The organism is Sphaerisporangium sp. NPDC049002, from assembly GCF_040649355.1.
GTDB lineage: Bacteria > Actinomycetota > Actinomycetes > Streptosporangiales > Streptosporangiaceae > Sphaerisporangium.
The window spans coordinates 1-25,410 of the sequence record NZ_JBEZFH010000098.1; the positions used below are offsets into that span (position 1 = coordinate 1).

Genomic DNA, 25,410 nt, shown 5'->3' on the forward strand with positions numbered 1-25,410 from the left:
CCGCGGGCCTGGACCGGGGCGCCTCGCAACGCCTGTTCAACCACATCGAGAAGGCCCGCACCCGGGGCGTGTATGCGACTCGGTCACTTCAGGACTGACCCGGGTGTCCCTGGACGAGTCGACTCCGGTGGGCAACGGGGTCCTCACGTGTGACAACCTTGATCAGGCCGTCGACCGTGCGGGCCTGCCCGGCAGTCACGAGGACAAGGGATACGAGGCCACGGTCGCGGCGATCGAGACAGCGATGGTCCTGCGTGACCTGAAGGGATGAGAACGTGCCGCGCCGATCCACCTGCCGCGCCCGCCGGACGGGCCGCCGTGCCTGACAGCGACATCCCGCCCCTGCCGGTCATCTGGCGTCCGCGCCGCGCCCGGGTGCTGGCGTACGGCTTCGCGACGGTGATGGTGGCCGGCTCGATCGTGCTCGCCGTGCTCCTCCCCCCGCCGTTCAAATTGCCCGACAAGATCGGCCTGGTGGTCTTCGGCTGCCTGGTCGCGTTCGTCCTGCACCTGCTCGGGCGGCTCCGCGTCGAGGCCGACGAGCGGGGGGTGACGATCGTCAACGCCGTGCGCGTCCATCGGTACGAATGGCCCGAAGTGCTCGGCGTGAACCTCCCCGAGGGGGAGCCCTGGCCCAAGCTCGACCTGGCGGACGGCTCCAGCGTCGGCGCGATGGGCATCCAGGGCACCGAGAAGGGCCGCTCGCAGAAGGCCGTGACCGAGCTGCGCGCGCTCATCCACCAGTACGGCGAGGCCCCCGACCGCCGCTAGGCCGGTGATCGCGAGGATCCGCCGTGGAATTCCGGACCACGGGGCCGCTGGAGGCGCGCGCCGGCGCGGCCGGTCGTACGCCGCGCGGCCGGCCTGACGACCGGCCGCGCGACCGGGGCGGCACGTCTCAGCCGGCCTCGGTGGGGGGATGGCGGCTCTTGCGCCGGGCCTCGGCCGCGGCCTGCTCGTCGAGCTGCCGGGCGAGGTCTTCGAGGTTGTCGGCGCCGAGCACGTTGCAGACGCCGAACCTCGCCGCGGTGGTGGACCACGGGTGACGCCGGTAGGCCACCCAGCCGCCGTAGAAGTCGAGGATCTCCCACGTCCTGCCGTGGCTCTGCTGGACCTGCGCCAGCGTCAGCCGGTTCACGGTCACCGGTCGCATGTCGCGCCTCCGGGGTGAAGGCGCGGTCGTCTCAGCTTCACGGAGGCCTTTACGGGGGCGCCGTGCGGCGCGTTGCGGGGGGCGGCGTGCGTGGGGACCACTAGGACAGCTTCCCTTCGTCGGAAACCCGAGTCAATATCGCGTTTACAGAGCGTGGTGCGCTCGTTAAACGTCATTCGGAGGAGAGGGCTCTCCGGATGACTCTCCGGCGAATTCTTCTTGCCGTCCAGCCTTTCTGTCATTTCGATTAGGTGTTACCGGGGGTATGGTGCCCCCTCCTCCGCGCGGTCCCGCGCGTCGAGGACTCGTCGCCTTTCACGCTCGCGGCGGCGGGCGGGCCTTCGCCGGGGGGCGCCGACGCCCGCGCGGTCGTGCCGCCGCTGGAATACGCCTTCGGCGGCCGTTCCCCAGGAACTGGATGAACGGCGATCTTCGCTCCTGAACGGCTAAACCATGAGAAGGATGTTTAATTCCACCACCCGGCGCGCCTTCCGCGCGGGAAAAACCTTCCTTACAGCGGGAGTTGAGCGAAGAATTCCCGCCTGCCCCCGGCGGGAATTCTTCGTACGCGCCGGAAAGGCTCGATCAGGTCAGGCGCTGAGCCGGACGGGTTCACCCGTGCGGCCGAGGACGCCCCGGCGGCGCAGCTCCGGCAGCACCCCCTCGCCGAACCAGTAGGCCTCCTCCAGGTGCGGGTAGCCGGACAGGACGAACTCCGTGATGCCCTGGTCGGCGTACTCGCCGATGAGGTCGGCGACCTCGGAATGGCTGCCGACGAGCGCCGTCCCCGCGCCGCCGCGCACCAGCCCGACGCCCGCCCACAGGCCCGGGTGGACCTCCAGGTCGTGGACGCTCCCGCCGTCGCGCCGGTAGCCCTCGTGCAGGGCGAGCATGCGCTTCTGCCCGACCGAGTCGCTCCGCCCGAGCGTCTGCTGCGCGGTGCGGACGTCGGCGGGGTCGATGGCGTCCAGCAGGCGGCCGGCCTCCGCCCACGCCTCCTCGGAGGTGTCACGGGTGATGACGTGCAGCCGGATGCCGAACCTCAGCGTCCGTCCCTGCTCGGCGGCGAGGCCGCGCACCCAGGCGACCTTCTCCGCCACCTGCGCGGGCGGCTCGCCCCAGGTGAGGTACGTCTGGACGTGCCGCGCCGCGACCGTGCCCGCCGCCGCCGACGAGCCGCCGAAGTACAGCTCGGGCACCGGGTCGGGCGTCTCGGCGACCGTGGCGCCCTCCACCTGGTAATGCGTGCCGGTGAAGTCGTACGGCGTGCCGCTCCACGCCCCGCGCACGATGGAGAGGAACTCGTCGGTGCGCGCGTACCGCTCGTCCTTCGACAGGTGGTCGCCGAACCGGCGCTGCTCGGTGCTCTCCCCTCCGGTGACGACGTTGAGCAGCAGGCGCCCGCCGGAGATCCGCTGGTAGGTCGCGGCCATCTGGGCGGCCAGCGTGGGGGAGACGAAGCCCGGCCGGAAGGCCACGAGGAACTTCAGCCGCGTGGTCTGCTGGGTGAGCGCGGCGGTGACCAGCCACGCGTCCTCGCACCAGGTGCCCGTCGGGGTGAGCACCGCCTCGAAGCCGAGTTGCTCGGCGGATCTCGCGATCTGGCCGAGGTAGTCGATGGTGGGCGGCCGGAAGGCGCTCGCGGTGGGATGGCCGTGCCCGCGCTGGAGCCCGTGGCCGCCGCCGACGATCGCGCGGCTGTCCCCGGAGGTGGGCAGGAACCAGTGGAACTTCAAATCTTCATCCCTCGAAGGCATGGCTCAGATGTCCTTTTTGACGATGTCGTTGAACCGGCGGTCGGCGAAGTCGGCGAAGACGATCTTCCCGGGGAGCAGCCCTTCGGCGGTGAAGGCGTCGGCCATCTCCTGCTCGGAGGCCACCAGGGCGTCGTCGATCGGCACGGGGGTGGTGGTCCGGTTGCCGGCGGCGGCCAGAGTGACCTCCACCGGCAGGCCCGTCTCCTTCGCCCACACCTTGGCCCACTCGGCCTGGTGGGAGTTGGCCCAGATCTTGGCGCGCTGCAGGCGGGTGAGGTAGTCGCGGATCGCCCCGGCCTTGGCCGGGTCGGCGAGCGCCGCCTGGCCGGCGACCTGGAAGTTGTAGCCGTTGACGTACCCGGTGCCGTCCACCAGCAGCCGGGCCTTGTTCTGCAGGCGGGCCTGGGAGGTGTACGGGTCCCAGATGGCCCAGGCGTCGATCTGCCCGGAGGTGAAGGCCGCCAGCGCGTCCGCGGGCTGCAGGTAGCTCACCGTGATGTCCTTGAAGGTGAGGTTCTCCTTCTTCAGCACCGCGAGCAGGTGGTAGTGCGCCGAGCTGCCCTTGGCGACCGCGATCCGCTTGCCCTTGAGCTGGGACGGGCCCGTGATGGCCGACCCGGAGGGGACGACGATGGCCGCGCCCGCGACGTTCTGCCTGTCGGCGGCCACGACGGCGATCTTCGAACGGGCGGCGGCGGCGAAGATCGGCGGTGTGTTGCCCACGGCGCCGAGGTCGACGCCTCCGGCGTTGACGGCCTCCAGCAGCGGGGGCCCGGAGGGGAACTGCGCCCAGGTGACCTTGTACGGCAGCTTGTCGAGCTCGCCGGCCGCGGCCAGGAGCACCTGCGATCCGGCCTTCTGGTCGCCGATCTTGAGGGTGACCTCGGAGGCGCCGGAGGCCGGGCCGGTGGAGGAGCCTCCCTCGGAGGTGCCCCCGCAGGCCGCGAGCACCGCGGCGAGGCCCAGCGTCCCGAGCAGCCGGGCGGCCTTGCCGATCATCGTGTCGCCTCCGGGGTGACTCCGGGCGTGGTGGTCATGGCTGTGCCTCCGGGATTTCGGGCCGTACTGGGGCGGGGCGTCCTTCCGGAGCCACGCCGAGGGCGGTGAGCAGGCGGGTGCGCAGGGAAAGCAGCTCGGGATGGTCGCGGTGGCGCGGGCGGGCGGCGGCGATGACGGCCTCGTGGGCGATGCGGCCCTCGTCCAGGACGAGCACGCGGTCGGCGAGGACCAGCGCCTCGTCTACGTCGTGGGTGACCAGCAGCACGGCCGGGCGGTGCGCGGCCCACAGCTGAAGCACGAGCTGGTGCACGGTGATGCGGGTGAGCGCGTCGAGCGCGCTGAACGGCTCGTCGAGCAGGAGCAGCTCGGGCTCCCTGACCAGAGCGCGGGCGAGGCTCGCGCGCTGCGCCTCGCCGCCTGACAGCGTCAGCGGCCAGGCGCCCGCCCGCTCGGTGAGGCCGACCTCCGCGAGGGCGCGGCGGGCGCGTTCCCCGGCGTCGGGAGAACTCAGGCCGAGGGCGATGTTGGCCTCCACCCGCTTCCAGGGCACCAGCCGGGGCTCCTGGAAGGCGACCGCGACCGAGGGGGTCACCTCCAGGCCGCCGTCGACGCCGGAGTCGAGCCCGGCGAGCGCGCGGAGCAGGGTCGACTTGCCCGAGCCGCTCCGCCCGAGCAGGGCGATGAACTCTCCGCCGTGGATGTCGAGGTCGAGCCCGTCGAGGACGGTGCGGTCGCCGAACCGCCGGGTCAGGCCCCGGACCCCGGCTACTCGGCCAGAAAGCCGCGCCGCCACGAGAGCGCCCTCCGTTCCAGCAGCCGTACGACGGCGTCGGTGAGCAGGCCGAGCGCGCTGTAGACGAGCAGCCCGACCACGATGACGTCCGTGCGGAGGAACTCACGGGCGTCGTTGATCATGTAGCCGAGCCCGGCGTCGGCGTTGACCTGCTCGGCCACGATGAGGGCGAGCCACGCCACGCCGAGGCTCTGCCGCAGCCCGACCAGGGTCTGGGGGAGCGCGCCGGGCAGCACGATGTGGCGGATCAGCGCCGCGCGGCCGAGCTTCAGGGTGCGCGCCAGCTCGGCGAGCTTGCCGTCCACCCCGCGGACGCCCGCGAACGTGTTGAGGTACAGAGGGAAGGAGACCGCGAGCGCCACCAGGGTGACCTTCGGGGTCTCGCCGATGCCGAACCACAGGATGAACAGCGGGATCAGCCCGAAGAACGGCAGGGCGCGGAGCATCTGCATGAGCGGGTCCACGGCGTTCTCGCCGGCCCGGCTGAGCCCGGCGACCAGGGCGAGGAGCACGCTGGCGAGCCCGCCGAGCACGAACCCGGCGGCGACCCGCTGGAGGGACACGGCGATGGCGGTGGGAAGCGTGCCGCTGGTGACCAGGTCGACGGTGGTGGCGGCGATCGTGGTGGGACCGGCGAGCAGGTCCTCCGACAGCAGGCCGGTGCCGCTGGCGATCTGCCAGATGACGACGACGGCGAGGGGACTGATCCACCGCCGCCAGGCCCTGGGGCGTCCCGCCGGCCGAGAGGGCCGCGGTCGTGGGGGGCGGTCGGGTGCCAGGGGCGGGACGGCGGGCCGGGTGGGCTCGCGTGCCGCCTGAACGTCCAGTGCGGGGGTGGGCATCGAGGGAACCTCGCAGGGGGGTTGTCGCGGTGCGGCGTCTTCCGCATAATTTACCCTATTACCTACCAAGTCAATAGGTTTTGTCCCGGACTTCGCACCGGGGCGCCCTTTGGCGACTTCGGCCACAGCCGTGTGACACCGGTGACGCGTAATCTGAGGGGGTGTTGCACAGGACACTCCGGGCGTCTGACATCGAAACCCCAGGCAGGCTCGCCGAGCTGCTCGACGCGCACGCCTACCTCGCCGACGAGGGGCTGGCGACGGCGTGCTTCCTCGCGCTGCGCATGGGCCGTCCGCTGTTCCTCGAGGGCGAGGCCGGCGTCGGCACGACCGAGCTGGCCAAGACGCTCGCGGCCGTCCTCGGCGCGCCGCTCATCCGCCTGCAGTGCTACGAGGGGCTCGACGCGGCCCAGGCCCTGTACGACTGGGACTTCGCCCGGCAGTTGCTGCACCTCAAGGCCGCCGAGGCGACGGGCGCCACCGGCGCCACCGACGCCGTGCGCCTGGAGGGCGAGCTGTACGACCGGCGCTTCCTGATCGCCCGCCCGCTGCTCAAGGCACTGGAGACCCAGCCGAGCGTGCTGCTGGTCGACGAGATCGACCGGGCCGACGACGAGTTCGAGGCGTTCCTGCTGGAGGTGCTGTCGGACTTCACGATCTCCATCCCCGAGCTCGGCACCATCAGCGCGAAGACGCCCCCGGTCGTGATCGTCACCTCCAACCGCACCCGCGACGTGCACGACGCGCTCAAGCGCCGGTGCCTCTACCACTGGCTGGAGCACCCGGCGTTCGAGCGCGAGGTCGCCATCCTGCTCCGGCGCCTCCCCGAGTGCACCGAGACCCTCGCGGGCCAGGTCGCGCGCGCCGCCGAGGGACTGCGCGGCGCCGGCCTCGTGAAGCCGCCGGGCGTCGCCGAGACCCTCGACTGGACCGAGGCGCTGATCACGCTCGGCGCGCGCGACCTCGACCCCGGCCTCGCCGCGGTCACCCTCGGCGCGGTGCTGAAGTACCGCGAGGACCAGGAGGCCGTGCTCAAGAACGGGCTTCTCCGCCATGGATGACCCGGCGCCCCCCATCGGGAAGCCCGCTTCGGACGGCCCCGCCGCGACCGGAGCGGCGGGCACGGCCGCCCCGGACGGCCTCACCGCGACGCTGACCGGCTTCGCCCGTACACTGCGGGCGGCCGGGGTCGCCGCCGACCACGAGCGGACCCAGAACCTCCTGCGGGCGGCCGGTCACCTCGACGTCACCGATCGCGACGCGGTCTACTGGGCCGGCCGGCTCACCCTGTGCGCGGGCCCCGACGACCTTCCCCGCTACGACCGGTGCTTCGCGGCCTACTTCGGCGGCGAGCGGCCCCGCCCCGCCCGTACCGCGCCGCCCGTGGTGACCGTCACCCGGCACACGGTCTCCCTCGACGGCGCGGGGCCGGACGACGGCGGGGACGAGGAGGCCCTGCCCGCGACCGCGAGCCGCACCGAGGTGCTCAGGCGGCGGGACATCGCCCGCATGACCGCCGCCGAACTGGCCGAGGTCCACCGCCTGCTCGCGATCCTGCGCACGCGCCGGGAGCGGCGCCGCTCCCGGCGGTTCGCCCCGGCGCACCGCGGCCGTCTCGACCCCCGCCGGACGATCAGGGAGACCCTGCGCCGGGGCGGCGAGACGGCCCGCCTGCGCCGCAGGACCCACCGGGTACGGCCGCGCCGCGTCGTGCTGCTGGTCGACGTCAGCGGGTCGATGGCGCCCTACGCCGACACGGTGCTGCGGTTCGCCCACGCGCTGGTGCGGTGCGAGCCGCGCGCCACCGAGGTGTTCAGCGCGGGCACCCGGCTCACGCGGATCACCGCCGAGCTGCGCCACCGCGATCCGGGCACGGCGATGCGCGAGGTGTCGGCGGCCATCCCCGACTGGAGCGGGGGCACCCGGCTCGGCGAGGAGCTGAAGGAGTTCCTCGACCGGGGGTCCCGCGCGCGGGGGGCCGTCGTCGTGATCGCCTCCGACGGGTGGGAGCGGGGCGACCCCTCCCTGCTCGGCCTGCAGATGGCCCGCCTGTCGCGGCTCGCCCACCGGGTGATCTGGGTCAATCCCCACAAGGGCCATGAGGGCTACCAGCCCCTGACCGGCGGGATGCGCGCGGCCCTGCCGTACGTTGGAGCCTTCGTCGCCGGGCACAGCCTGGCCGCCTTCGAGGAGCTCGCTGAAAGGCTGTCTCATGCGTGATGTGTTGTCGCAGATCGTGCGGTGGTGGGCCGCGGGGGAGCGGTTCGGCCTCGCCACGGTGGTCGGCACCTTCCACAGCGCGCCGAGGCCGCCAGGCGCGTCCATGGCCGTGTGCGGCGACGAGGCCGTCGGCAGCGTCTCGGGCGGCTGCGTGGAGGGCGCGGTGTACGACCTGGCGCAGCAGGTCGTCAAAGACGACCGGGCGGTGCTGCGGAGGTACGGGGTGAGCGACGACGACGCGTTCTCGGTCGGCCTGACCTGCGGGGGCATCATCGACATCCTCGTCGAGCCGGTGTCCAGGGACACCTACCCCGAGCTCGGGGACATCGCCGACTCGGTGCGGCGGCACGAGCCGGTGGCCGTCGCGACGATCCTGTCAGGGCCGGGACGCGCCGGCGCCCGCAGGGTCATGTGGGCCGGCCGCGCGTCGGGCTCGCTCGGACCCCCAAGGCTCGACGCCGCCGTGGACGACGACGCGCGCGGCATGCTCGCGCAGGGCCTGACCGGGGTGCGCCGCTACGGCCCCGAGGGCGAGCGGCGGCTCGACGACCTCTCGGTCTTCGTCCAGTCCTTCGCCCCGCCGCCGCGCATGCTGGTCTTCGGGGCCATCGACTTCGCCGCGGCGGTCGCGCGGGTCGGCAAGTTCCTCGGCTACCACGTCGTGGTGTGCGACGCCCGCCCGGTCTTCGCGACGGCCAAGCGCTTCCCCGACGCCGACGAGGTGGTGGTGAAGTGGCCGCACGACTACCTGTCGGCCGCCCACGTCGACGAGCGCACGGTCATCTGCGTGCTCACCCACGACCCGAAGTTCGACGTGCCCCTGCTGGAGGTCGCCCTGCGCACCAGGGCGGGGTACGTCGGGGCGATGGGGTCGCGCCGCACCCACGAGGACCGGCTCGCCCGGCTGCGCGAGGCGGGCCTGGGCCAGGAGGAGCTGGCGCGGCTGCGCTCGCCGATCGGCCTCGACCTCGGCGCGCGCACGCCCGAGGAGACCGCGGTGTCGATCGCGGCCGAGCTGATCCAGCTCCGCTGGGGCGGGTCGGGCAGGGCGCTGACCGAGACCAGGGGCCGCATCCACGGAGTGGCCGGCCGCGACGACGCGGACGGGCCGGGGGAGGAGCAGAGGGGAGGGGGCCTGTGAACACGCCGGCCGGATCGGCGTGCGCGGGGCTGCTGCTCGCCGCGGGGCAGGGCGCCCGGCTCGGCACCCCGAAGGCGGCTCTGGAGTTCCGGGGCGAGCGGCTGGTCGACAGGGGGGCGCGCCTGCTGGACGAGGGCGGATGCCATCCGGTGGTCGTGGTCCTCGGAGCCGTCACGGTGCAGGTCCGTGCCGCGGTGGCCGTGCGCAACCCCGACTGGGCGACGGGCATGGGCTCGTCCCTGCGCGTCGGGCTGGACGCGCTGCCGCTCTCGGCCGAGGCCGTCGTGATCGCCCTGGTGGACCAGCCGCTCATCGGGGCCGAGGCCGTACGCCGCCTGATCGAGGCCAGGCGGGGCGGCGCGCAGGTGGCCGCCGCCTCGTACGGCGGCGCGATGCGCAACCCCGTGCTGATCGGCAGGGAGCACTTCGGCGAGGTGGGCAGGCTCGCGGTCGGGGACGTCGGGGCCCGTCCCTTCCTGCGGGCGCACCCGGGCCTGATCACGCTCGTCCCCTGCGACGACGTGGGCGATCCGGCCGACATCGACACCAGGGACGACCTCGCCCGGCTCTCCGGGGACCGGGCGCCGTCCCCGCGCGGCCAGGCCGCGGACGCGGGGGACGGGCCACCTGGGGTTGGCCCCGGCGGGGCGACTCGATAGCCTGACCGTGCACTTACCGGAACATCATTCGGTTTGCCTTGGACGGAAAGGACGCGGGATGCGCATCGGCATGGCCCTGAACTACGCCGGAGGCTTCAAGGAGACCGTGGCGGAGCTGGCCGACTACGAGAGCGCCGGGCTCGACATCGTCTTCGTCGCCGAGGCCTACAGCTTCGACGCCGTGAGCCAGATGGGCTACATCGCGGCCAAGACCGAGCGGCTGCAGATCGCCTCGGGCATCCTGCCGATCTACTCGCGCACGCCCACGCTGCTCGCCATGACGGCCGCGGGCATGGACTACGTCTCCGACGGCCGTTTCGTGCTCGGCATCGGCGCGTCCGGCCCGCAGGTCATCGAGGGCTTCCACGGCGTGCCGTACACCGCCCCGCTGGGCCGCACCCGCGAGGTGATCGAGATCTGCCGCAAGGTGTGGCGGCGCGAGCGGCTGACCCACCAGGGCAGGCACTACACGCTGCCGCTGCCCCCCGAGCAGGGCACGGGCCTCGGCAAGCCGCTCAAGCTGATCAACCACCCCGTGCGCCCGCGCGTCCCGATCGTGGTCGCGGCCATCGGCCCGAAGAACGTCGAGCTGACCGCCGAGCTGGCCGAGGGCTGGGAGCCGATCTTCTACGTGCCCGAGAAGGCCGCCGACGTGTGGGGCGCCTCCCTGGCGGCCGGCAAGGCCAAGCGTGCCGAGGAGCTCGGGGAGCTGGACGTCATCGCGCAGGCCACCCTGGCGATCGGCGACGACGTCTCCGGCTACCTGGAGTTCGGCAGGCCGATGGCGGCCCTGTACATCGGCGGCATGGGAGCCAAGGGCAGGAACTTCTACAACGACCTCGCCCGGCGCTACGGCTACGAGAAGGAGGCCGAGCAGATCCAGGACCTCTACCTCGAAGGCAAGAAGGACGAGGCCGCGGCGCTCGTGCCCATGGAGCTGCTGGAGAACATGTCGCTGATCGGCTCCGAGGGCTTCGTCCGCGACCGGCTGGCGGCCCTGAAGGAGTCCGGGGTCACGACGATCAACGTCAACCCGGTCGCCGGCACCCACGAGGAGCGCCTCAAGCTCATCGAGAAGATCAAGGACCTGGCCGCCTGATCGGCGGGAGCCTCACGGGGCCTCAGGGGGCTCAGGGGCCTCAAGGGGCTCAGAGGGCTCAGGGGGCGAGGCAGGCGGTGAAGACGGCCGTCAGCCGTTCCTCCAGGTAGGCGGGGTCGGCGCCGCGCAGCGAGTCGGCCCCGAGTACGCGGCGGAGCGACCCTCCGCCGAGGATGACCGACGCGGCCAGCAGCGCGCGCTCCTCGGCCCCCGGCCCGGTCAGCCGCCGGGCGAGCGGCCCGGCGATCGCCGACTCCACCCGGGCGCGCAAAACGGCCTTGATCTCCGGGCTGGTGCCCGCGCGGTCGATGACGCGCGCGATCGGGTCGGAGGCGCCCGCGCTCAGCCGGTGGGCCATGTGGGCCGCCAGCCGGTGCGGCAGCCGGTCCAGGTCCCCCTCGATGACGGACTCCATCGCCGACTCGCCGGCGAGGACCTCGGCGAACAGCCGGGCCTTGGACCCGAAGTAGCGGTTGATCAGGGCTACGTTGGCCCCCGCCGCCGCCGCGATCATGCGTACGGTCACGTGGTCGTAGCCGTTCTCGGCGAACAGGTGCCGGGCGGCGACGAGGATCCGGCGCGTTGTGGCCTCACGGTCACGTACCTGTGCCAAAGCAACCATCTATACCCCCTTTTCGCCCTATATGACGCAGTGTAGTTGTTTGACAGGTAAACAAGCGCCTACTACAACCCGTTGGTAAAGACATCGATTTCTGGGGGACTGTGGTGGTAGTTCAGGAGGACGCCCTAGCGGGCGCGCACGGTGGTTCCGGGGCGCGCCGGACCTACACCCACCGCGAGATCATGGAGATCATGTCGGGGCTGATGCTCGCCCTGCTGACCTCGATGATCTCCACGTCCGTGGTCGCCACCGCGCTCCCGACGATCGTCGGCGAGTTCGGCGCGCAGGACCAGCTCTCCTGGGTGGCCAGCGCCACGCTGCTGACGATGACCGCCTCCACCCCACTGTGGGGCAAGCTCTCCGACCTGTTCGGGCGCAAGCGCATGTTCCAGGTCGCCCTCGGGCTGTTCGTCGCCGCCTCCGTGATCGCCGGGCTCTCGCAGAACATGGGCACGCTCATCGCCGCACGCGCGGTGCAGGGCCTCGGCACCGGCGGCCTGGCCGCGCTGACGCAGGTCATCCTCGGCGACGTGGTGGAGCCGAGGGAGCGGGGCCGCTACTCGGGCTACATCGGCGCGGTGTTCGGCGTCTCCACCGTCGGAGGGCCCCTGCTGGGCGGCTTCCTCGTGGACACCTCCTGGCTCGGCTGGCGCTGGTGCTTCTACGTCTGCGTCCCGCTGGCGATGGTCGCGTTCGTCGTGATCCAGCGGGTGCTCAGGTTCGACCACGACCCGCGCGACGCCCGGATCGACTGGTGGGGGGCGCTCACGATCACCGGCGGGGCCTCCGCCCTGATGCTGATGCTCTCCTTCGGCGGCCACGAGTTCGCGTGGAACTCGGCCTGGGCCTACGGGCTGGGCGGCGCCTCCGCGGTCCTGTTCGGCCTCGCGGTGCTCGCCGAGCGGCGGGCCGCCGACCCGATCATCCCGCCGCGCCTGTTCCGCGACCGCACGTTCGTGCTCGCCGGCTCGGCGTCCCTGCTGGTGGGCGTCTCGATGTTCGGGGTGATGATCTACCTGCCCCAGTACCTGCAGATCGTCAAGGGCATGAGCCCCACCATGTCCGGCATCATGACCACCCCGCTGGTCGTGAGCCTGCTCGTCGCCTCGATCGGCTCCGGGAGGGTCGTCACCCGCACGGGCAGGTGGAAGATCTTCCCGGCCGCCGGCCTGCTCCTGGTCGCGGCCGGCACGGCGCTGCTCTCGCTGCTGCACACCGGCTCCAGCGACTGGATCGTCGGCGCCGACATCGCCGTCCTCGGCGTCGGGCTCGGCCTCAGCATGCAGGTGCTGATCCTCGCCGCGCAGAACGCCTCCCAGCCGAGGGACATGGCCGTGACGACGTCCGGCATCTCCTTCTTCCGCAACCTCGGCGGCTCGGTCGGGGTCGCGGCCCTCGGCGCCGTCCTCACCAACCGGGTCAGGGACGAGATCACCGGCATGCTCGCCGCGAGCGGCGTCCAGGTGCCGCCGGGCGGCGGTCTCAGCCTCGGCACCCCCGAGGCCATCGGCCACCTCCCTCCGGCGCTCCAGCACATCGTGATCGAGGCCTTCACCCGGGCCATGCAGTCGGTGTTCCTCGCGTGCCTCCCCGCGGCCGTGCTGGGCTTCCTCGCCGTGCTGTTCCTGCGCGAGCTGCCGCTGCGGTCGGCCAGGAACGCCGAGGCCAAGCCCGAGTGACCCCTCGTGCCCGGCTTGGGGCCCCGCCGGACGGGGGAGGTCAGGCCGTACAGTCTGGGACATGTCCGTCATTCATGAATCGCGGCGTGCCCGGCTCGCCGCACTGCTGGCCGAGCACGACGTGGACGCGCTGCTGGTCACCCGGGGCGTCAACGTGCGGTACCTGACGGGGCTGGTCAGCTCGAACGCCGCCGTGCTGGTGCGGGACGACGCGTCCGCGGTGCTGGCCACCGACTCCCGCTACATCGAGACCGCGCGCCGCGTCTGCGCCGGGGTCGAGGTCGTCGAGGATCGCGACGTCGTCGGCGGCCTGGTGAAGATGGCGGAGCGGCCGGGCATCGAGGCGCACGACATGTCCGTGGCCACCTACAGGAGCCTCGACCGCGAGCCGGCGGCGGTCGGCAGGCTCGTGGAGCTGCTGCGGGTGGTCAAGGACGAGCCCGAGATCGATGCGCTGCGCACCGCCTGCGACCTGACCGACCGGGCCTTCGCCGACGTGCTCGGCACGATCGCGCCTGGCATGACCGAGAAGCGGGTCGCCCGCGCGCTGGAGGCCCGCATGGCCGAGCTCGGCGCCGACGGTCCGGCCTTCGACACGATCGTGGCGAGCGGGCCGAACGGCGCGATCCCCCACCACTCGCCCTCGGACAGGCCCATCGAGCGCGGAGACCTCGTCACCATGGACTTCGGCGCGCTGTATCAGGGGTACCACGCGGACATGACCAGGACGGTCGCCGTGGGCGCCGTCTCGGGGTGGCAGCGTGAGGTGTACGACCTGGTCCGCGAGGCGCAGCGCGCCGGGCGGCACGCGCTCGCGCCCGGGGCCGGCCTGGGCGAGGTGGACGCCGCCGCGCGCCGGGTGATCGAGGACGCCGGATACGGTGAGCACTTCGGTCACGGCCTCGGTCACGGCGTCGGCCTGGAGATCCACGAGGACCCGTTCCTGCGTCCTGCCGGTGCCGGTAGACTTGAGGATCGGGTTCCGATCACCGTCGAGCCCGGCGTCTACCTGCCAGGCAGGGGCGGCGTCCGGATCGAGGACACTCTCGTGACGCGCGCCGACGGTCCGGAACTCCTCACCCGCACGACGAAGGAGCTGCTGATCCTGTGACCACAGGACGGCGGCCGAGCGAGCGCGACCATGACGACGCAGGAGAGAACGAGTGGCGACGACCAACGACCTAAAGAACGGCCTGGTGCTCAAGCTCGACGGTGGTGAGCTGTGGAGCGTTGTCGACTTCCAGCACGTCAAGCCGGGCAAGGGCGGCGCCTTCGTCCGCACCAAGCTCAAGAACGTGCTTTCGGGCAAGGTGGTCGACAAGACCTTCAACGCCGGGGTGAAGGTCGAGGTGGCCAACGTCGACAAGCGCGAGATGCAGTATTCGTACATGGACGGCGACGACTTCGTCTTCATGGACACCGAGACCTTCGACATGCTCAACGTCTCGCGGCCCACCGTCGGCGACGCGGCCAACTACCTGCTGGAGAACACCCTGGCGACCGTCGCGGTCAACGAGGGCAACGTCCTTTACATCGAGCTCCCCGCGGCCGTCGAGCTGACGGTCGCCCAGACCGAGCCCGGCCTGCAGGGCGACCGTTCCACCGGCGGCACCAAGCCGGCCACGCTGGAGACCGGCGCCGAGATCAAGGTGCCGCTGTTCATCACGACGGGCGAAAGGGTGAAGGTCGACACTCGCACCGGCGAGTACCTCGGCCGGGCCTGAGGTGTCGGCCCGGGGAAAGGCGCGCAGGCGCGCACTCGACATCCTCTTCGAGGCGGAACTGCGGAGCGAGCCCCCGGCGAACGTGCTCGCCGAGCGCGTCGAGCGGGCGGAGCCGCCGGTCAACGAGTACACCGCGACGCTGGTCGAGGGTGTCAACCGCCACCGGTCGCGCATCGACGAGCTGATCTCGACCTACGCCGAGGGCTGGACCCTCGACCGCATGCCCGCCGTCGACCGCAACCTTCTGCGCGCCGGCACGTACGAGCTGCTGTGGGTGCCCGACATCCCGGAGGCGGTGGTCATCAGCGAGTGGGTCCATCTGGCCTCGGAGCTGTCCACCGACGAGTCGCCGCAGTTCGTCAACGGGCTGCTGGCCCGCTTCAAGCAGCTCAAGCCGTCCCTCGCCCTCTGAGCCGGCTCCGGCCGTGGCTCGGAGGGCGCCCGGCCCACGGCGTAGGCTGGGGCGGACCGACATGCTTCAAGGAGGCGAGCTGAAGTTGCGCACCGAAGGCGCCACACGCCAGGCGGCCACTTCCCCGGCGGTGCGCACCGCCGTGGTCTGGGAAGCGCTTCGCGCCGTGCTGGCCGAGCGGGCGGGCGCCTGCGGGCGTGAGCGGCTCGACATCGTGGACGCCGGAGGCGGCACCGGCGGGTTCGCCGTGCCGCTCGCCGAGCTGGGCCACGCGGTCACCGTGGTCGATCCCAGCCCCGACTCGCTGGCGGGCCTGGAGCGGCGGGCCGCCGAGGCGGGGGTGGCCGTCAAGGGCATCCAGGGCGACGCGGCCGACCTGCGCGACCTGCTGGAGCCGGGCAGCGCCGACCTCGTGCTGTGCCACAGCGTCCTTGAGTACGTCGAGGATCCCCAGAGCGCGCTGTCGGCCGTCGCGGGCCTGCTCAGGCGGGGCGGGGTCGTCAGCGTGCTCGCGGCCAACCCGGTCGCCACGGCGATCCACCGCTCGCTCTCCGGCCACTTCGACGAGGCCAGGCAGGCGCTGGCCGACCCCTCCGGCAGGTGGGGAGACCAGGACCCGACGCCCCGCCGGTTCAGCGGCGAAGCGCTCGCCGGTCTGCTCTCGGCCGCCGGGTTCACCCCCGGGGAGGCCAGGGGCGTGCGCGTCTTCGCCGACCTGGTGCCCGGCCGCCTGCTCGACGGGGAGCCGGGGGCCGCCCAGGCGCTGATCGCGCTGGAGCAGGCCGCCGCCGCCCATCCCGTGCTCCGCGACATCGCCACCCAGCTCCACGTCCTCGGCCACCGATGAGCGCCACGGCCGGACGCCGCCGGCGCAGGCCCCTGATGGAACGCCTGTTCGGTTAGGATTGCCCTGTGTCGCGCAAGCAGGTTCTGCGGTCGGAGCCAGGGCAGGGCCCTGGCCCTGGCCGGGCGCCGCTGGCCGACGACACCGGGTGCCCGATCCTCCACGTCGACATGGACGCCTTCTTCGCGAGCGTCGAGCTGCTCGACCGTCCCGAGCTGAAGGGCACCCCGGTGATCATCGGGGCCGCCGGCGCTCGCGGGGTCGTGCTCAGCGCCACCTACGAGGCCCGCGCGTACGGGGTGCACTCGGCGATGCCGATGACGCGCGCCCGCCGGCTCTGCCCGCAGGCCGTGATCATCCCGCCCAGCCACGGGAAGTACTCCGCGGTCTCCAAGGGCGTGATGGAGATCTTCCACGCGATCACCCCCGAGGTGGAGCCGATCTCCTCCGACGAGGCGTTCCTCGACGTGGGCGGGGCCCTGCGCAGGCTGGGGCCGTCCGCCGAGATCGCCGCGCTGATCCGCGCCCAGGTCGCCGAGCGTCACGGCATCACGTGCTCGGTGGGCGTGGCGAGCAGCAAGTTCGTGGCCAAGCTCGCCTCCCGGCACTGCAAGCCTGACGGCCTCCTGGTCATCCCCGCGGGCGGGGTGGTGGAGTTCCTCCACCCGCTGCCCGTCGCGGCCCTGTGGGGCGTCGGGGAGCGCACGGAGCAGGCCCTGGTGCGCCTGGGCATCAAGACCGTGGGCGATCTGGCCCAGGTGCCCCCCTCGACCCTCCAGCGCGAGTTCGGGGCCGCGGGCGCGCATCTGGCCGCACTCGCCTGGGGCCGCGACGACCGCAGGGTCACCCCGCACGTCCCCGACAAGAGCATCGGCGCCGAGGAGACCTTCTCCCACGACGTCGACGACCCGGAGGCGATCCGCCGCGAGCTGCTGAGGCTCTCCGAGCGGGTCGCCGCGCGGCTGCGGAGCGGCGGTCACGTGGGCCGCACCGTCAGCGTGAAGCTCCGCCGCTCCGACTTCACGACGATCACCCGTTCCCGCACCCTCCGCGAGGCGACCGATGTTGCGAAAGAGATATATGCCACTGCCTGTGACCTTTACGGGGCCGCCGGGCTCGATCGTGTGCGGCTCCGCCTGGTCGGTGTGAGGGTGGAGAACCTGCGCCCGGCGGGCACGGCGACCCGCCAGCTCGGCCTCGGGGAGCGCGAAACAGGCTGGCGGGAGGCCGAAATGGCTATGGACAAGGCGATGCGGAGGTTCGGTCCCGAAGCGGTCCGCCCGGCGTCGCTGGTCCGGTCTCCGTTTGATGGAATAGATCTATGACGTCACCTCCGGTTTGGTCTACGTTGGACGTTTTCTTTCGCCTACGTCTACAGCCTCGTATTCTGGGGATAACCGACCGCGAGGTCCGGACACCCTGTGGTGCCCGTTGCCGTCTTCCCCGTCAAGGGGCTGTCCTTGGGAGGCGCCGTGCCGCTCTCTGAGCACGAGCAGCGCTTGCTCGACCAGATCGAGCAGGCCCTCTACGCCGAGGACCCGAAGTGGGCCAATACCGTTCGGATCAGTGATCCACGCAACCACTACAAACGTCGCCTGGTGAAAGCCTCCATCGGCTTTGTCCTCGGTGTCGTCCTGTTGATGGTCGGCGTCGTGGCACCGATTATCCCACTCGGTGTCGGCGGCTTCGTGGTCATGCTCGCCGCGTGTCTGTGGGGTCTGTCCAGCTGGAAACGCATGAACGGGTTCGGCGGTGAAGCCAGGCCGGGTGCCCCCGGGCAGCCGGAACGGCGGCGTGCCAACCGCCCCGGTTTCATGGAACGCATGGAGGAGCGCTGGCGCCGCAGGGGCGAAGAGCGCTGAGCCGCGTCACGGCGGGCCCCCTTCGGGGGGCGCCCGCCGGGGAGACCTCGATCAGACCTGGCCGGGCGGACGGCTCGTACGACCGTTGAGCCGGTCCGCCCGGGGGGTCGTCAGCGGTGGGAGCCGGTGAGCACGCGCTCCCCGGCCGCCTGCCCGTCGGGCGGCTCGGGGCGGTCGCGGCGCGGCCACAGCCGGAGCGTCTCCAGGCTGTCGAACCCGTCGAGCACCTTCTCGCCCGCCCTCCGCACCCTCAGCAGGGTCGAGGGCGGAAGGAACACGGCCCGCAGCCGCCGCCCGCGCGGCACCGCCGCCATGAGCGCCCCCCGCACGCGCCGCACGTCGGCCCCGAGCGAGCCGACCGGGCCGGGCGTGGGCGCGTACCGCAGCCGCTCCTCGGCCGAGGCGATCCTCGCGACCGAGGCCGAGGTCTCCGCGTCCAGCTCGTACTTCTCGGTGAGCCGTCTCGCGAGCGCGCGCGGGGTCTCGCTGGCCTCGTGCCCGAGCCCGAGGTCGTGCAGAGTGTCGATCAGCTCGCGCCAGGCCGCGTGGACCGCGTGCCCGAGGTGCGCGGTTCCGTCTGGGCGCCCGCTCACACGCGCCTCCTGGGCCGAGGGCCCGGCCGCCGCCTGGAGCGTCCAGGCGCGCCGGCGCCGGTGACGGGTCACCGCGCGCCCTGCCGCAGGGACCAGCACGACCAGCAGCAGGATCCCGAGGCCGACGCCGATCTTCGCGGGCACGGACAGGCCCTGGTCGACGATGATCGGGTCGGTGGACAGGCCCGCGTCGGGGTCGCGGGGGTCCCGCTTCCTCCCGGCCAGGGTCTCGGCCAGGTCGGTGGAGTCGGGGTCCGACGTCGGGCTCGCGGTCTCCCCGTCGCCGGGCGCGGCCGTCGAGACGGGCGGGCGCGAGTAGTCGGGGACGCGGGCCGTCGCCTGGCCGAGACCGCCCGCGGGGGTGGGCTCGAAGCGCAGCCATCCGGCTCCCTCGAAGTACAGCTCCGGCCAGGCGTGCAGGTCGTGGGTGCGGACCTGCCACACGCCGTCGATGAGGGAGCCGCCGGTGTAGCCGATCGCCACGCGGGCGGGGATGCCGAGCACACGGGACATCACCGCCATGGCGGCGGCGAACTGCTCGCAGTAGCCCCTGCGGTTGTTCAGGAAGTCGAGCAGCGCCTCGGTGCCGTTGCCCTGGGTGCGGAGGCTGTAGGCGAACCCGCCGTTGGAGGTGAACCACGCCTGGAGCTTGACCGCCTTCTGGTACGGCGTGTCGGAGTCGTCGACCAGGCGCTCGCTCGCGGCGGCGATCTGCTGAGGCAGGTCCGGGGGCAGTTGCAGGTACCGCTCGCCCACCTCCGGCGCGGGGGGCTCGGTCAGCCCCGTCAGGCCGTCCGGCGTCGGCTGGGGCTCCTGGCTCGCGACGTCGTACTTCTGGCCGCCGGCCGTGTCGTGGGTGGAGAAGACCATGAGCGTGCTCTCGTCGGCCCGCCAGTCGCCCTCCACCCGCACCTGCGTCGCCGGGTAAGGCAGAGGCAGGAAGCTGAGCTTCTCGACATCGTCGCTGACCGTGACCTGGGTCGTCACCCCCTTCAGGGGGACGGTCGGGGAGAGGCCGGGGGGAGAGGGCAGCGGGCCCCGCGACACGCGGTTCTCCGGGCGGCCCTTCGGCTGCGACATGGTCCACTGCACGCCGTCGAAGGTGTCCAGCGAGTACATCCTGAGGTAGCGCGGGATGTTGTCGCTGTTGGTATAGGTGAGGACCGTGGCGTTGTCGGGCAGGGTGAGCTGGCCGCGCAGGCTCGCGATCGGGTTCGGGATCGTGATCGTGTTGCCGCCCTCGCCGGTGCCGGAGCCCACGCCGAAGCCGAACAACGGGTTGGGCTGGAGGGTCGGCAGCGTGGCAGGGAGCCCGATGGCCAGGGCGATGGCCGCGAACCCGATGCGCTTTCCGGCCAGCGACAGCGGGGCGGCGTCGGTCTTGACCCTGGCGTCCGTGCCGCGCGAGCGGCGTACGAGCACCGCGCGGCCCCAGTGGCTGAGGCGCTCGCGCCCGTCCGCGGTGAGCAGGCCCACGAACCCGAGCGCGCCGATGAGGAACGCCGGCCACGCGATGGGGTCGGAGATCACCGCCGCGGGGACCGTGAACAGCGCCAGCAGCGGCAGCCCCGCGAGCGCGGCGCGGCGCGCCCGTACGGCGAGGAGGTCGACGAGCAGGGCGATCAGGCCGATGCCCCCCGCGGTGAGCAGGGAGATCCCCGGGTTGGACGGCACCGGGGCGGCGTACTGCTGGATGTCGGCGAACCCGGCGCGCGTCAGGTCGGCGAGGGCGACCACCGTGTCCTTGGTGGGGATCACCCAGGCCCACGTCTCGTCACCGGCGAACACCAGCGTCAGGTAGATCCACAGCAGCAGCAGCTCCAGCGGGGGGCCGAGCCACCGGGGCACCGTGTGACGCATGGTCAGGGCCGAGGCGACGGTCACCACGGCGATCGCGCCCATCCCGGTCCAGAACCAGGCGCCCCCGCTGAACAGCGGGTACAGGGTGATCGACACCGCGGCCGTGGCCAGGCCCGCCGCGATCGGGAGTCTCATGCGGCGTCTCCTGCCGTGATCGTGGCCTGCGGCCCGATGTACCTGCTGTTCTGGGCGGCGTCCTGCCAGACCGCCGCCAGCGAGGTGCCGGCCGGCAGCCGTACGACGCGCCAGCCCGAACCGGCGAGCACGGCGCGCGCGGTCTCGTACGACTCGTCCGCCTCGGAGTGGTGGGAGGGGGTCTGCTGCCAGCTCCGCACGTCGAGCATGACCGCCACCCCGGTGATGCCGCCGTGGCGCAGCCGGGCCAGCGCATGGGCCTCCTCGGCGTCGAGGTCGCCGAGCACGGCGACGATGAGCCCGTCGCCGCCGCCCTGCCGCAGCGCCGTGATGCCGGACTCCAGCGACCGCGCGGTGCTCTGCCGCACGACGGCGAGCGCGTCGAGCAGGGAGTTGCCCGCGCCGCCGTCGGCGAGGTGCTGGGCGCCCTGGTCGGTGACCAGTCGCAGGCCGAGGCTCTCGCGGGCCAGATGGACCCCGATGGACGCCGCCGCGGAGACCCCGACCTCGAAGGACGAGCGGGGGCCCTCGCCCCGGTGGGCGTGCCTGCGGGTGTCGAGCAGGAGCGCGCCCCGGCTCTGCCACTGCTGTTCCTCGCGGCGGACCATGAGCTCGCCGTACCGGGCGGTGGAGCGCCAGTGCACCCGGCGCAGGTCGTCGCCCTGGCGGTACTCGCGGGGCCCGATGTCGTCGTCCCCGGCCGACGCGACGCTGGTGGTACGGCTCTCGCCGCCGCCGGTCCACTCTCCCGAGAGCCGGATGTGCGGGAGCGGCACGACCTCCGGGACCACCATCAGCGTGTCGGTCGTGTTGAACGCCCGGGTGAGCTCGACCAGGCCGAAGGGGTCGGTGATGCGGACCGACAGCGGCCCGACCGGGAACCTGCCCCGCAGGTCGGACCGCACCTTGTAGTCGATCTCCCGGATGCCGCGCGACTCGACCCGGTCGAGGACGAACCGGGGGCGGGTGCCCACGGCGTAGGGAACGGTGTCCTCGATGAGGAGCAGGCCGGTGGGCAGCCGGGTGACGTTCTCCAGCCGTAGCGTCACCGTGCTGTCGGAGCCGACCGCGACCCTGCTCGGGTCGAGCCGCCTGGCGCAGCTCAGGCGGTAGCGCGTGCGCGCGACGACGAGGGCCGCGAGCAGCGGCAGCACGATGACGAGCACGCTGACGCGCAGCAGGTCGTGCTCTCCGAGGGCGATCGCGCACAGAAGTGCGGCGGTGCCGGAGGCGAGGAACGACCTGCCACGTGAGGTGAGCGCCCTCAGCCCCGCCATCACCGCCGCGATCCCGCCCCGTCGAACCCCTTCTCCAGGCTCTCGGGCACGGGGACGCGGCGCACGAGGTCGGCCATGACGTGCTCGGGGCGGCGGCGCTGACCCTGGGCCTCCAGGCTCGGCAGCAGACGGTGGGCCAGCACGGGGATGGCCAGGTCCTGCAGGTCGTCGGGGATGACGTAGTCGCGGCCCGACAGGGCGGCGTGGGCGCGGGCCGCCCGTACGAGATGGAGCGTGGCGCGGGGGGAGGCGCCCAGGCGCAGGTCGGGGGACTGGCGGGTGGCGGTGACCATGTCGATGGCGTACTTCTTGACGGGCTGGGAGACGTAGACCGCCCGCACGGCGTCGATCAGGGCCCGGACCTCGGCGGTCGTCGCCACGGGCTCCAGCTTGTCGAGCGGCGAGGACGCGCCGTGGACGTCGAGCATCTCCAGCTCGGCGGCGGGCTCGGGGTAGCCCATCGCGATCCTCGCGGTGAAGCGGTCGCGCTGGGCCTCGGGGAGGGGGTAGGTGCCCTCCATCTCGATGGGGTTCTGGGTCGCGATGACCATGAACGGCGTCTCAAGGTAGTACGTCGTGCCGTCGACGGTGACCTGGTGCTCCTCCATGCACTCCAGCAGCGCTGACTGGGTCTTGGGGGAGGCGCGGTTGATCTCGTCGCCCACCACGATGTTGGCGAAGACAGGGCCGGGCTTGAACTCGAACTCACGCGACTGCTGGTTGAAGGCGCTGACGCCCGTGATGTCGCTGGGAAGCAGGTCGGGGGTGAACTGCACGCGGCGCACCGGGCAGTCGATGGACCGCGCCAACGCCTTGGCCAGCATCGTCTTGCCGACGCCGGGCACGTCCTCGATCAGGAGGTGCCCCTCCGCCAGCATCACGGTGAGGGTCAGGCGGATGACATCGCTCTTTCCCTCGATCACCGACTCGATCGCCTCACGGATCCGATGCGCCGTGGCGACCAGACCTTCCAGCTCCTGTCCGACATCGTGGGTTATTCCCACTGGGCCTCCATGGGGGTGCGGCAGCCCCGCGCCGGGATCGTTATGCGGGGGGCTTTGCGATTCCTTCTTCATTGTGCTTACCGACACTACGATGCCGCAGGTTCCGGAGCGACTTTCCGTAATATTTCGGGTGAACAGGCTAAGTGTTCTTCTCCGGGGTCATGTTCCTGTCGCGCCGAGGTGCGAATCCCGTGACATAAGGCGACGTCGGGGCGGGTCCGGCCCCCCACTTCCCCCCACCCGCGGACCCCCTTTCCCGGCATCCCCGGCGAGAGCGGGCCAAGCGTGTCAAGGGCGGACGCCGACACGCCCGTGCGCCTGTGCGGGGGCCCTCTGGCGCTCCACTCCGCTCCACCCCGTCTGACCTGCGTAAACGCGAGCGGAACCCCGGTCGAATACCGTTTGAATCAGTTGACGGTGGGGAGAAGTGGAGTATGGTGGTGCGCAGTGGAGGGGCTGGGGTCCATGCGCCAGCCGTTCCACATGGCACGGGAGGTGGGGCCGGTGTTCCTCGGCACCCATCAACCGCGTCTGGATGAGAAAGGACGACTGTTCCTGCCGGCGAAGTACCGTGAGGAGCTGGCGGAGGGTCTTGTGATCACCAAGGGCCAGGAGCGGTGCCTCTACGTCTTTCCCGTGGAGGAGTTCCAGCGCATTACCGATGCGCTGCGCACCGCGCCTGTGACAGCCAAGGCCGTCCGCGACTACAGTCGTGTCTTCTTCGCGAGTGCTTCCGACGAGACGCCCGACAAGCAGGGGCGGATCACCATTCCCCAGAGCCTGCGTGAATACGCCGGCCTCCGCCGAGACTGTGCGGTCATCGGGGCCAACACCCGGCTGGAGATCTGGGACGCGACGGCCTGGGAGACCTACCTGGCCGACCAAGAGCAGGCGTTCTCCGAGCTGTCGGAGGAGGTGCTGCCAGGAGTCCTTTAGAAACGGTCGACTCGTCGGTGAAGACGTCGTTCGGCGAGGTCTCCACCCGCTCCCACGGTGCCTGGGAGACTCCCGGTCCACCACCAGCGCCGCCGCCAGCTGATGCACCTTCCCCGGTGTCAGGTGGCGGGGCGCGACCTGGGGACGCGGATGGGGACCTGGCCGGGCGAGCCGTTCACAGGGGTGGGGGCGTGAGCCCACCGGCGACAAGACGATACAAAAGCCGCATATCCGCGAGCAGGTAGTGTCCCGGGGTTGAACCGACACAACCATGGCGGCAAAGGGGGTTTGACCATGCATGTCGAAAATCATGCCGAGCCGGGCGGGCACGTTCCGGTGATGCTCCGCCGTGTCCTGGAGCTCCTCGCTCCCGCGCTCTCCGGTCCCAGCCCCGTTCTGGTCGACGCCAACCTGGGCCTTGGCGGTCACGCCGAGGCACTGCTGGCAGCGCATCCCGATCTTCACCTGGTCGGCATCGACCGCGATCCCACCGCCATCGAGCGGTCCACCGCGCGCCTGGCGCCGTACTCCGGGCGCGTGACCCTGGTGAGGGCGGTCTCCGACGAGCTTCCGGGGGTGCTTTCCCGCGCCGGGTTCCCACGGGTGGACGGCGTCCTGTTCGACCTGGGCGTCTCGTCCCCGCAGCTCGACGAGGCGGAGCGCGGATTCGCCTACTCCTACGACGCTCCACTCGACATGCGGATGGATCCCGAGCAGGAGCTCACGGCCGATGTGGTGGTCAACACCTACTCCGAGGGGGAGTTGACCCGCATCCTGCGCGACTACGGCGAGGAGCGCTTCGCGTCCCGCGTCGCGCGCTTCCTCATCAGGGAGCGCGCCGCGAGCGCCGTCACGTCCACCAAGCGACTTGCGGAGATCGTCCGCGAGGCGATCCCCGCCGCGACCCGACGAACCGGGGGAAATCCCGCAAAAAGAACGTTCCAGGCGTTACGGATCGAGGTGAATGGGGAGTTGACCGCTCTCGAACGGGCGCTTCCCGCCGCCCTCGACGCACTGGCGGTCGGAGGGCGCGTGGTCGTGCTCTCCTACCACTCACTTGAGGACCGGCTGACCAAGCAGGCCCTCACCGCGCGAACCAGGGACACCAGCCCTCCGGGGCTGCCCGTCCCGCTGCCGGCCCACCAGCCGAGGTTCCGCTTGGTGACGAGGGGAGCCGAGCTCCCAGACGAGGAGGAGGTCGCGCGCAACCCGCGCGCTGCCTCGGCCAGGTTGCGGGCCGCAGAGAGGATCCGGGAGCCGGAATGAGCGTTGACAAGGAGAACACCCAGGACACCGGCATGGGCGACGGCGCGATCGCGCTCGGTGAGAGGCCCTCGCGCGCGCCGGGTGGGGTCGCGGCGCCTCCGAGGCCCGAAAGGACCGTGCCCTCGGGGCCCGGGAGGACCGTTCCTTCGGGGCCCGGAAGGACCGTGCGGCGCTCCGCCGCGCCCCGCCCGGCGCGGCGCGGCGCGGCGACCAGGCCGGCCGCCGGTGGCGGCGCCGCCCAGGGCACGCGGCGGGCGTCCGCGCCGCGGGCCCCGTTCGTGCTGCTCGTCGTCGGCCTGCTGTGCGGCGGCCTGGTGAGCCTGCTGCTGCTCAACCTGGTGCTCGCGCAGGACTCTTTCAGGGTGAACGACCTGCGCAAGACCACCGAGCAGCTACGCCAGCAGGCCCAGGACAAGGACACCGAGGTCATGCTGAAGGCCTCCGCGTCGACCGCGGCGCCGATCGCCGACTCCAGCAGCTGCCCGGTGCAGGTACGGCAGAGCGGGGAAGGCTGGAGCAGCCGCGCGTACGGC

At 72.1% G+C, this 25,410-nt stretch carries 25 protein-coding genes and 1 pseudogene; 17 read left to right on the plus strand and 9 right to left on the minus strand.

The window, feature by feature from the left end:
• Both AB0B89_RS20165 and AB0B89_RS20170 read left to right on the plus strand, forming a co-directional pair.
• Positions 1–271: 6,7-dimethyl-8-ribityllumazine synthase (locus AB0B89_RS20165; RefSeq protein ID WP_358554732.1), on the plus strand; the 271-nt coding region annotated here is incomplete at its 5' end.
• Positions 272–318: 47 nt separating this feature from the next.
• Positions 319–771 carry a PH domain-containing protein gene (locus AB0B89_RS20170; RefSeq protein ID WP_358554735.1) on the plus strand — a complete coding sequence of 151 codons (453 nt, stop codon included), beginning with the start codon at positions 319–321 and terminating at the stop codon, positions 769–771.
• A 127-nt stretch (positions 772–898) separates the two neighbouring features.
• Here the strand turns inward: AB0B89_RS20170 and AB0B89_RS20175 are convergent, their stop codons facing one another.
• The 5 genes from AB0B89_RS20175 to AB0B89_RS20195 all read right to left on the minus strand — a co-directional run bounded on the left by AB0B89_RS20175 (position 899) and on the right by AB0B89_RS20195 (position 5,544).
• Positions 899–1,153 (minus strand): hypothetical protein, encoded by a 255-nt coding sequence (locus AB0B89_RS20175; protein WP_358554738.1) that lies wholly within the window; start codon positions 1,151–1,153, stop codon positions 899–901.
• 590 nt (positions 1,154–1,743) lie between these two features.
• The gene (locus tag AB0B89_RS20180; protein ID WP_358554741.1) at positions 1,744–2,910 is read right to left on the minus strand and encodes an LLM class flavin-dependent oxidoreductase; all 1,167 of its coding nucleotides are present in this window, start codon (positions 2,908–2,910) and stop codon (positions 1,744–1,746) included.
• 3 nt (positions 2,911–2,913) lie between these two features.
• Entirely contained in the window at positions 2,914–3,909 is a 996-nt protein-coding gene (locus AB0B89_RS20185; RefSeq protein ID WP_358554744.1) for an ABC transporter substrate-binding protein, read from the minus strand.
• 34 nt (positions 3,910–3,943) lie between these two features.
• Positions 3,944–4,702 carry an ABC transporter ATP-binding protein gene (locus AB0B89_RS20190; protein WP_358554747.1) on the minus strand — a complete coding sequence of 253 codons (759 nt, stop codon included), beginning with the start codon at positions 4,700–4,702 and terminating at the stop codon, positions 3,944–3,946.
• On the minus strand, positions 4,675–5,544 hold the full coding sequence (locus AB0B89_RS20195) for an ABC transporter permease (protein WP_358554750.1): 870 nt from the start codon (positions 5,542–5,544) through the stop codon (positions 4,675–4,677). The genes AB0B89_RS20190 and AB0B89_RS20195 overlap by 28 nt, the downstream gene beginning before the upstream one ends.
• Before the next feature lie 161 nt (positions 5,545–5,705).
• Between AB0B89_RS20195 and AB0B89_RS20200 the strand changes: the two genes are divergently transcribed.
• From AB0B89_RS20200 to AB0B89_RS20220, 5 genes are read left to right on the plus strand one after another with little or no spacing between them, the layout of a single operon-like run.
• Positions 5,706–6,605 (plus strand): MoxR family ATPase, encoded by a 900-nt coding sequence (locus AB0B89_RS20200; protein WP_358554753.1) that lies wholly within the window; start codon positions 5,706–5,708, stop codon positions 6,603–6,605.
• Positions 6,598–7,764: a VWA domain-containing protein gene (locus AB0B89_RS20205; RefSeq protein WP_358554756.1), complete on the plus strand. Its 1,167-nt coding sequence runs from the start codon at positions 6,598–6,600 to the stop codon at positions 7,762–7,764. The genes AB0B89_RS20200 and AB0B89_RS20205 overlap by 8 nt, the downstream gene beginning before the upstream one ends.
• Positions 7,757–8,905: an XdhC/CoxI family protein gene (locus tag AB0B89_RS20210; RefSeq protein WP_358554759.1), complete on the plus strand. Its 1,149-nt coding sequence runs from the start codon at positions 7,757–7,759 to the stop codon at positions 8,903–8,905. The genes AB0B89_RS20205 and AB0B89_RS20210 overlap by 8 nt, the downstream gene beginning before the upstream one ends.
• Positions 8,902–9,564, plus strand: a complete 663-nt coding sequence (locus AB0B89_RS20215; RefSeq protein WP_358554762.1) for a nucleotidyltransferase family protein — start codon at positions 8,902–8,904, stop codon at positions 9,562–9,564. The genes AB0B89_RS20210 and AB0B89_RS20215 overlap by 4 nt, the downstream gene beginning before the upstream one ends.
• A gap of 58 nt (positions 9,565–9,622) precedes the next feature.
• Positions 9,623–10,663 carry an LLM class F420-dependent oxidoreductase gene (locus tag AB0B89_RS20220; protein ID WP_358554765.1) on the plus strand — a complete coding sequence of 347 codons (1,041 nt, stop codon included), beginning with the start codon at positions 9,623–9,625 and terminating at the stop codon, positions 10,661–10,663.
• A gap of 58 nt (positions 10,664–10,721) precedes the next feature.
• Here the strand turns inward: AB0B89_RS20220 and AB0B89_RS20225 are convergent, their stop codons facing one another.
• Complete coding sequence (locus AB0B89_RS20225; protein WP_358554768.1) at positions 10,722–11,285, minus strand: TetR family transcriptional regulator; 564 nt, start codon at positions 11,283–11,285, stop codon at positions 10,722–10,724.
• Positions 11,286–11,389: 104 nt separating this feature from the next.
• Here AB0B89_RS20225 and AB0B89_RS20230 point away from each other — a divergent pair, with 104 nt between their 5' ends.
• The 7 genes from AB0B89_RS20230 to AB0B89_RS20260 all read left to right on the plus strand — a co-directional run bounded on the left by AB0B89_RS20230 (position 11,390) and on the right by AB0B89_RS20260 (position 17,806).
• Positions 11,390–12,964, plus strand: a complete 1,575-nt coding sequence (locus AB0B89_RS20230) for an MDR family MFS transporter (protein WP_358554771.1) — start codon at positions 11,390–11,392, stop codon at positions 12,962–12,964.
• Between the two features lie 61 nt (positions 12,965–13,025).
• Entirely contained in the window at positions 13,026–14,075 is a 1,050-nt protein-coding gene (locus tag AB0B89_RS20235) for an aminopeptidase P family protein (protein ID WP_358554774.1), read from the plus strand.
• Between the two features lie 52 nt (positions 14,076–14,127).
• Entirely contained in the window at positions 14,128–14,688 is a 561-nt protein-coding gene (efp, locus tag AB0B89_RS20240) for an elongation factor P (RefSeq protein WP_358554777.1), read from the plus strand.
• 1 nt (position 14,689) lies between these two features.
• Positions 14,690–15,100, plus strand: coding sequence for a transcription antitermination factor NusB (gene nusB, locus AB0B89_RS20245; protein WP_358554780.1), 411 nt, complete (start codon positions 14,690–14,692; stop codon positions 15,098–15,100).
• Between the two features lie 61 nt (positions 15,101–15,161).
• Positions 15,162–15,947 (plus strand): methyltransferase domain-containing protein, encoded by a 786-nt coding sequence (locus AB0B89_RS20250; protein ID WP_358554783.1) that lies wholly within the window; start codon positions 15,162–15,164, stop codon positions 15,945–15,947.
• A gap of 83 nt (positions 15,948–16,030) precedes the next feature.
• Positions 16,031–17,269 carry a DNA polymerase IV gene (gene dinB / locus AB0B89_RS20255; RefSeq protein ID WP_358554801.1) on the plus strand — a complete coding sequence of 413 codons (1,239 nt, stop codon included), beginning with the start codon at positions 16,031–16,033 and terminating at the stop codon, positions 17,267–17,269.
• A gap of 147 nt (positions 17,270–17,416) precedes the next feature.
• On the plus strand, positions 17,417–17,806 hold the full coding sequence (locus tag AB0B89_RS20260; RefSeq protein ID WP_358554786.1) for a DUF3040 domain-containing protein: 390 nt from the start codon (positions 17,417–17,419) through the stop codon (positions 17,804–17,806).
• Positions 17,807–17,916: 110 nt separating this feature from the next.
• Here AB0B89_RS20260 and AB0B89_RS20265 read toward each other — a convergent pair whose 3' ends face one another.
• Genes AB0B89_RS20265 through AB0B89_RS20275 form a run of 3 tightly spaced genes read right to left on the minus strand, consistent with a single transcriptional unit; the run spans position 17,917 to position 22,747 of the window.
• A complete protein-coding gene (locus AB0B89_RS20265; RefSeq protein WP_358554789.1) occupies positions 17,917–20,394 on the minus strand; it encodes a DUF3488 and transglutaminase-like domain-containing protein in 2,478 nt (825 codons plus the stop codon).
• Positions 20,391–21,671: a DUF58 domain-containing protein gene (locus AB0B89_RS20270; RefSeq protein WP_358554792.1), complete on the minus strand. Its 1,281-nt coding sequence runs from the start codon at positions 21,669–21,671 to the stop codon at positions 20,391–20,393. Before AB0B89_RS20270 ends, AB0B89_RS20265 begins: the two co-directional genes overlap by 4 nt.
• Positions 21,671–22,747: a MoxR family ATPase gene (locus AB0B89_RS20275; RefSeq protein ID WP_358554795.1), complete on the minus strand. Its 1,077-nt coding sequence runs from the start codon at positions 22,745–22,747 to the stop codon at positions 21,671–21,673. Before AB0B89_RS20275 ends, AB0B89_RS20270 begins: the two co-directional genes overlap by 1 nt.
• A 432-nt stretch (positions 22,748–23,179) precedes the next feature.
• Here AB0B89_RS20275 and mraZ point away from each other — a divergent pair, with 432 nt between their 5' ends.
• From mraZ to AB0B89_RS20290, 3 genes and pseudogenes are all read left to right on the plus strand, one after another.
• The gene (gene mraZ / locus AB0B89_RS20280; protein ID WP_358554804.1) at positions 23,180–23,611 is read left to right on the plus strand and encodes a division/cell wall cluster transcriptional repressor MraZ; all 432 of its coding nucleotides are present in this window, start codon (positions 23,180–23,182) and stop codon (positions 23,609–23,611) included.
• 294 nt (positions 23,612–23,905) lie between these two features.
• Entirely contained in the window at positions 23,906–24,877 is a 972-nt protein-coding gene (gene rsmH / locus AB0B89_RS20285) for a 16S rRNA (cytosine(1402)-N(4))-methyltransferase RsmH (RefSeq protein ID WP_358554798.1), read from the plus strand.
• Positions 24,874–25,410, plus strand: a pseudogene (locus AB0B89_RS20290) (hypothetical protein); the annotation flags it as partial. The gene rsmH and the pseudogene AB0B89_RS20290, both read left to right, overlap by 4 nt.